A 6,655-nucleotide genomic window follows, 5' to 3' on the forward strand; every position below is an offset into this window, starting at 1 on the left:
AACGGTCGACATGCCGGCCCGTCCCCGATCTGAAGGACCGCTTTTGACGCAGCAGTTTACGATTTCCGCATCCCGACCGGATGGGACGACCATCCCCGTCGTCGTTACCAAAAAGCGCGTCAAGAACTTCAACCTACGCGTCACATCGAGCGGCGAGGTCCACGCCAGCGCACCGATCGGCGCCAGCCGCGAGCGTATCGAAGCGTTTGTGAAGCGCAACAGCGCCTGGATTATCAGCCGACTTGCCCAGCGCGAGCAACGTCAGACGACGGCACAGGAGTCGCTCAGCCCCTCGTCCATCATTGCACTTTGGGGCAAGCCCATCACGGTACAGGATGCACTCGACCACAACTTTGATCCCCCCGCACCGCGGCCCAAACAAGCCACGTTCGCAAGCTTTATGGGTACCGACGAGCCAGACGAACGTCCGCAGGCCAAGTGGAACGCGCCCCTCGACGGCTTAACGCCCAGTGAGATCCAAGCCCATATTGACCAGCTCTATACGTCCGAAGTCACATCGGCGCTGCGGGATATGGTGCACGCATACGAAATCGCAATGGGTGTCGCCGTTTCCCGCGTTTCCGTGCGCAGCATGAAAACGCGCTGGGGATCATGCACGCCCAAAACCGGCGCCATTCGCATCGCACGAGAACTTGCCGCCTACCCCGTCGAGTGCCTTGACATGGTTGTCGCCCACGAGCTCGTCCACCTGCTCGAGCCGAGCCACAACCAGCGGTTCCACGTCCTGCTCGACACATACTGCCCCAACAATAGAGCTCTGTCGCAGTGGCTCAAGCAGCCGCCCCTCAACAAGCTCTAGCGTCGACTAGCGCACGCGCTCGATCTCGACGCCGCAGCTTGCCAGGGGAAGACCGACGGGAGCCCAAGGCTTATCGAGCTTAACACGCACGCCAAGCAGCAAGGGGTAACGACGCAGCAGCATCTGGGCCACACCCTCGGCTGCCGCCTCGATGAGTTTAAACGTATGCTCGCGCAGATAGCCATCGACATCGTGGCACACCGAGCCGTAGTCAATCGAAGCGTCCAGGTTATCGTGCTCCCCCGCTGCACGCAGGTCGGCATAGAGCACCAAGGACACGATGAACTTCTGGCCCAGCGCGTTCTCTTCGGGATACACGCCGTGGTTGGCAAAGACCTCGAGACCGTCGATAGTAATGCGGTCAGCATGGCGCAGATCGTCATAGCTCACGTGGGGAACCGCCGTTGCGGTGGATATTTCGCCCCTTCCACGGCGGGCGAGCTCGGCGCCTTCAGTCTTGGTTGCATTCTCGGGCAGTTTCTTGTTGCTCATCGCGATCGTCTCCTTCGTTTAGAACCCCGACCGCGCAAACTAACTACACGCGAATCGACAGGTTCTTTTTATCATCGCTCCAGTTGCAAGCATTGCGCGCGGGGCATGCAAAGCAGGCGCGCGACGCTTTGTCGGCTGCATAGAGCAGGCGCTCGAGCGGTTGGCTGTTCACGCGCAGCTTTCGATGGCCCAGAATGGCCGTCTTAATGGCTGCGGCATCGGCCGGCTCAAACGCTACGTCATCGGGCATACCGCCGAGAATCGCATCAGCGACGCGTTCGCTTGCAACATCATGGGATATACCCGATTCATACTGTTCATCTTTGCCGATATCGTGAAGAAGTGCCGTGGCGTAGATGACCTCGCGGTCAAATTCGAGCTGTTCCTCGAGATTCTTGATCCACATAATGCGAGCGACATCCAGCAGGTGGTCAATACCGTGGCGGCAGAAGATGCGCCCCGATTCCAACTGTGCAATGTTGCCCAGGTGCCGCCGGAACAGACCGTTGGCACAGATGTAATCAATGCGAGGCATGGCACCAAAAGGCGCCAGGCCCGAAGCCATAAAACCGCGACGCGGCGTTCCCTCGTCAGTATTCGATGTAAAGTCGTTGACGACTCTCATAGTTAGCGTCCCAGCATCCTAAAGAATCGCTCCTCGAGCGCCGGATCGGCCTCAAAGACGCCGCGACGAGCGAGCGTCACGGTCTTGGTGCCAGGCTTTTGCACGCCGCGCATGGTCATGCACATATGCTCAGCTTCCATGAGCACAATCGCTCCCTGGGGAGCGAGATACTCCATGAGGGCATCGGCAACCTGTGCGCACAGCTGCTCCTGCAGCTGCAGACGACGGGCGTAGACCTCAACCGTGCGGGCAAGCTTAGAGAGCCCTGCGACACGGCCGTTGGGGATATAACCAATGGCGGCCTTGCCATAAAACGGCAGCAGATGATGTTCGCACAGCGAGTAGAACGTGATGTCGCGCTCGATAACCAAATCGTTCGAAGCGACGGCAAAGGTTTTGTACAGGTGCTCCTCGGCACTCTGGTCCATACCGCCGGCGATCTCACCATACATACGGGCAACGCGCGCCGGGGTCTCCAGCAGGCCCTCACGAGTTGGGTCCTCGCCTATGCCCTCAAGCAACAGCTTAATGGCGGCCTCGACTTTTTCCTGATCGATCATCTGGGCCTCACTTTTCCGATTTTGCGTTCGCGCTATGGTACCACGCCCTTTGGCATCGGCCACAAGCTACATAGTATGGGTCGAATAGACTGGATCGTCCCGCCAAAGTTCAACCGCATCACAAAGCGCAACACACTCGCGCTCAGCACGGTCGCGCGTAGCGTTCATATCGATCACACGCTGGTTACTCGAGCCTCTAAAACGCAATGAGATATCGTACAGATCCTGAACAAACGGGCCGTCCACCAACATGTCGAGGCAGGCCAGGATACGGTTCGTCACCTCGGTATGATGACGGCCACCCGGCATAAGCTCCTCGAGCACGTCGCCGGTAAAGCACCAAATGGTCTTGCCCGACCCCGCGGGATAGGCCGCACGCACGCGTTCGATAAAGTCAACAAGCCCCACCTGATTCTCGGGCTCCATAGGCTCGCCGCCCAGAATCGTCAGACCATCGATAAAGGGATGATCGAGGCTCTCGATAATCTTGTCCTCGACGGCACGATCAAAGGGCTCGCCCGCAGCAAAGTCCCACGCGACGGAGTTAAAGCAATTCTTGCACCCACGACGGCACCCGCTCACAAACAGAGAAGTACGAACGCCTTCCCCATCAGCAATGTCGAAATACTTTATGTTCGCGTAGTTCATAGGTAACTCTCCTGGGAGGCCGGGACATATCATCCCGTCCTCAAACATTCTCGGCCTTCGGCCTGCGAAACTGCGGGCGGGACGATATGTCCCGGCCTCATGCAAAGGGTAACTCAATGAACGAAGCGAACATCGAGCATAGGGTTCGAGGTCTAATAAAAACTTTGTTGCAGCTCAACCGCCATCGCAAGTAAATCGAAGCTGCAGCTCGAATTATTTCCGCTAAGAACTTCGAAGAGTGAGCAGACCGCATGCTGCATCTCAGCTACATCAACTTGGCTGCCCCGTAGCGAGGCCCCGGACCTTTGCTCGATATGAGTTCCGCACGAACAGGAGGCGCCAGTGGCGCCTCCGTCGTGAGCCAGGACTGTCCGAAATAGCGAGTAAAGGTCCGGGGCCTCGCTACGGGGCAGCCTGGGATGGTTATTAGAGATGCAGCACGCGGTCGCGGATCTCCTCGGTTCGACCCTGGTTCCAGAACTGGGTACCGATGTAGCCGCACGTACGACGGGCGACGTTCATCTTCTCCTGGTCGCGGTTGCCACAGCTGGGGCACTCCCACACCAGCTTGCCGTCATCCTCGACAATCTTGATCTCGCCATCGTAGCCGCATACCTGGCAGTAGTCGCTCTTGGTGTTGAGCTCGGCGTACATGATGTTGTCGTAGATGTACTGCATCACGCGGATGACAGCCTTGAGGTTGTCCTGCATGTTGGGAACCTCGACATAGGAGATGGCACCGCCCGGCGAAAGCTGCTGGAACATGCCCTCGAACTTGAGCTTGTCGAATGCGTCGATCTCCTCGGACACGTGGACGTGGTAGCTGTTGGTGATGTAGCCCTTGTCCGTCACGCCCGGGATAATGCCAAAACGACGCTGCAGGCACTTGGCGAACTTGTAGGTCGTCGACTCAAGCGGGGTACCGTACAGCGAGAAGTCAATATCGCTTTCGGCCTTCCACTCCGCGCACTTGTCGTTCATGCGCTGCATGACGGCCATGGCAAACGGCGTGCCCTCCTTCTCGGTGTGGCTGTGACCCGTCATGTACTTGACGCACTCATACAGACCGGCATAGCCCAGGCTGATGGTGGAATAGCCGCCCACGAGCAGCTTATCGATCGTCTCGCCCTTCTTCAGACGCGCCAGGGCACCGTACTGCCAAAGAATCGGCGCGGCATCCGAAAGCGTGCCCATCAGGCGCTCATGACGGCACAGCAGGGCACGATGGCACAGCTCGAGGCGCTCGTCGAAGATCTTCCAGAACTTGTCCATGTCCTGATGCGAGCTCAGTGCGACATCAGGCAGGTTAATGGTCACAACACCCTGGTTAAAGCGGCCATAGTACTTAGGCTTGCTCGGGTCGTAGTTCAGTGCATTGGCAACGTTATTAAAGCCGTTGCCCGAGCGGTCGGGCGTCAGGAAGCTGCGGCAGCCCATGCAGGTATAGCAATCGCCGTTGCCGGCGGTCTCGCCCTTAGACAGCTTGAGCTCGCGCATCTTCTTCTCGGAGATGTAGTCGGGCACCATGCGTTTGGCGGTGCACTTGGCAGCCAGCTGGGTCAGGTAGAAGTACGGGGAATTCTCGTGAACGTTATCGTCCTCGAGTACATAGATAAGCTTGGGGAATGCCGGGGTAATCCAAACGCCGGCCTCGTTCTTAACACCCTCGTAGCGCTGGCGAAGCGTCTCCTCCACGATCATGGCAAGGTCGTGCTTCTCCTGAGGCGTACGAGCCTCGTTAAGATACATAAAGACCGTCACGAACGGCGCCTGGCCATTGGTGGTCATAAGGGTCACGACCTGATACTGAATCGTCTGGACGCCGCGACGGATCTCATCGCGCAGGCGATCCTCAACAACCTCGCGGACCTTTTCGGGAGATGCGGAAACGCCGAGCTCCTCGAGCTCGCGGGCGACCTCGCCGCGAATCTTTTGACGGCTCACCTCAACAAAGGGGGCGAGATGGGTCAGCGAGATGGACTGGCCGCCGTACTGGGAGGAAGCAACCTGGGCGATAATCTGCGTCGCGATGTTGCAGGCAGTCGAGAAGCTGTGCGGCTTCTCGATCAGCGTGCCCGAGATAACGGTGCCGTTCTGGAGCATGTCCTCCAGGTTCACCAGGTCGCAGTTATGCATGTGCTGGGCAAAGTAGTCGGAATCGTGGAAGTGGATCAGGCCCTCATTGTGGGCATCCACGATCTCCTGGGGCAGCAGCACACGCTGAGTCAGATCCTTTGAAATCTCGCCGGCCATATAGTCGCGCTGAACGGAATTGACGGTCGGGTTCTTGTTAGAGTTCTCCTGCTTGACCTCTTCGTTATTGCACTCGATCAGCGACAGAATCTTGTCGTCGGTCGTGTTCTTCTGGCGCTTCAGGCTCTGAACATAGCGATAGATGATGTAGTGGCGGGCGACCTCGTAGCAGTCGAGACGCATGATCTCGTCCTCGACCAAATCCTGGATCTCCTCGACCGAAACGGTGTGGCCCGCGTTCTCGCATGCCTCGGCGACGTTTTGCGCCGCATAAACCACCTGGCGGTCGGTAAGACGAGAGCTCTCCTCGACCTCCAAGTTTGCGGCGCGGATGGCATTGACGATCTTATCGATGTCAAAGACAACCTCGGTGCCGCTGCGCTTGATGATCTTCATCCTCTTGCCTCTTTCGCGTCGTAGCCTCATTGCGCTTCAGAGCCAAACGATGCCCGGCAGGGCCTGCCCCTGCCTTGCGGCGCCGTCGCGCAATCTGTGTTTTCGATAAACCATAAGCCTCCATGCGGACATTCCCAGGAGCCGATCAAACGGTTCAAGGACACGTTCAAAAGAGGCAGTTAAGGTCTTCGTTCTCTGTCCGCCATCTATCATACGACAAAGAGGCATCTATATCCTGTATTCTTTTTTTAGGTCAAACACAACATATAGTGTTTCAGCAGGTCAAAGCAATTGGTCATTTTGCAGACGCATTAAAAATGAGGGGTATTTGACAAGTCGGTAAAACGTTACCAACACGGCTACCTGCATGGCAGTTATAAAACCCCCTTAATCAAGCCGCTGACAAATCCTACCAAAACCAAGCCGCTCACGCCAAAAGAATCCAAAAGATTATGCTTGACCAACATGTTGCGGTCGTGCCTTGCCGAGCCTCATGCAACCGCGGCACGAATCCTTGAAAGATATGTGTATGCAAACGGAGAAGATGAGAGTTTCCTCGGATGACTACTGAGAAGCATCCCGGAAGATCAAAAACTCGAAATTTGGTGACGTATTTGGCGACCAAAACAAAACAGCTCAGGGGCTAAGCCTCTGAGCTGCGAACATTTGGTGGGCGTTAGAAGATTTGAACTTCTGACCTCTTCCGTGTCAGGGAAGCGCTCTCCCCCTGAGCTAAACGCCCAAATGGAGCGGACAACGGGGCTCGAACCCGCGACCCCAACCTTGGCAAGGTTGTGCTCTACCAACTGAGCCATGTCCGCTTACGAGGATTAATCTTACGTGATGCCCGCATCCTATGCA

The 6,655-nt window shown here is 57.1% G+C and carries 6 protein-coding genes and 2 tRNA genes; 1 reads left to right on the forward strand and 7 read right to left on the reverse strand.

What is annotated here, in order from left to right; genetic code table 11:
• The first annotated feature begins 43 nt into the window (after positions 1 to 43).
• Positions 44 to 820, forward strand: coding sequence for a M48 family metallopeptidase (locus DW645_RS04830; RefSeq protein WP_158568684.1), 777 nt, complete (start codon positions 44 to 46; stop codon positions 818 to 820).
• Between the two features lie 6 nt (positions 821 to 826).
• Here DW645_RS04830 and folB read toward each other — a convergent pair whose 3' ends face one another.
• From folB to DW645_RS04865, 7 genes are all read right to left on the reverse strand, one after another.
• Positions 827 to 1,312 (reverse strand): dihydroneopterin aldolase, encoded by a 486-nt coding sequence (gene folB / locus DW645_RS04835; RefSeq protein ID WP_118226560.1) that lies wholly within the window; start codon positions 1,310 to 1,312, stop codon positions 827 to 829.
• A 43-nt stretch (positions 1,313 to 1,355) separates the two neighbouring features.
• Positions 1,356 to 1,937: an HD domain-containing protein gene (locus DW645_RS04840; RefSeq protein ID WP_199576432.1), complete on the reverse strand. Its 582-nt coding sequence runs from the start codon at positions 1,935 to 1,937 to the stop codon at positions 1,356 to 1,358.
• Positions 1,938 to 1,939: 2 nt separating this feature from the next.
• Positions 1,940 to 2,497 carry a GTP cyclohydrolase I FolE gene (folE, locus tag DW645_RS04845; protein WP_118226562.1) on the reverse strand — a complete coding sequence of 186 codons (558 nt, stop codon included), beginning with the start codon at positions 2,495 to 2,497 and terminating at the stop codon, positions 1,940 to 1,942.
• Positions 2,498 to 2,563: 66 nt separating this feature from the next.
• Positions 2,564 to 3,145 (reverse strand): anaerobic ribonucleoside-triphosphate reductase activating protein, encoded by a 582-nt coding sequence (gene nrdG / locus DW645_RS04850; protein WP_118226564.1) that lies wholly within the window; start codon positions 3,143 to 3,145, stop codon positions 2,564 to 2,566.
• 426 nt (positions 3,146 to 3,571) lie between these two features.
• Positions 3,572 to 5,794, reverse strand: a complete 2,223-nt coding sequence (gene nrdD / locus DW645_RS04855) for an anaerobic ribonucleoside-triphosphate reductase (RefSeq protein WP_118226566.1) — start codon at positions 5,792 to 5,794, stop codon at positions 3,572 to 3,574.
• A 667-nt stretch (positions 5,795 to 6,461) separates the two neighbouring features.
• A tRNA-Val gene (locus DW645_RS04860) sits at positions 6,462 to 6,536 on the reverse strand.
• A gap of 3 nt (positions 6,537 to 6,539) precedes the next feature.
• Positions 6,540 to 6,615: transfer RNA gene (locus DW645_RS04865), tRNA-Gly, on the reverse strand.
• Between the last annotated feature and the right edge of the window lie 40 nt (positions 6,616 to 6,655).

Source organism: Collinsella sp. AM23-17 (genome assembly GCF_003470945.1).
Classification (GTDB): domain Bacteria; phylum Actinomycetota; class Coriobacteriia; order Coriobacteriales; family Coriobacteriaceae; genus Collinsella; species Collinsella aerofaciens_O.

Excerpts from the sequence above, each read along its gene's own strand:
- folB (WP_118226560.1), bottom strand. The coding sequence starts at position 1,312 with ATGAGCAACAAGAAACTGCCCGAGAATGCAACCAAGACTGAAGGCGCC.
- DW645_RS04840 (WP_199576432.1), bottom strand. The coding sequence starts at position 1,937 with ATGAGAGTCGTCAACGACTTTACATCGAATACTGACGAGGGAACGCCG.
- folE (WP_118226562.1), bottom strand. The coding sequence starts at position 2,497 with ATGATCGATCAGGAAAAAGTCGAGGCCGCCATTAAGCTGTTGCTTGAG.
- nrdG (WP_118226564.1), bottom strand. The coding sequence starts at position 3,145 with ATGAACTACGCGAACATAAAGTATTTCGACATTGCTGATGGGGAAGGC.
- nrdD (WP_118226566.1), bottom strand. The coding sequence starts at position 5,794 with ATGAAGATCATCAAGCGCAGCGGCACCGAGGTTGTCTTTGACATCGAT.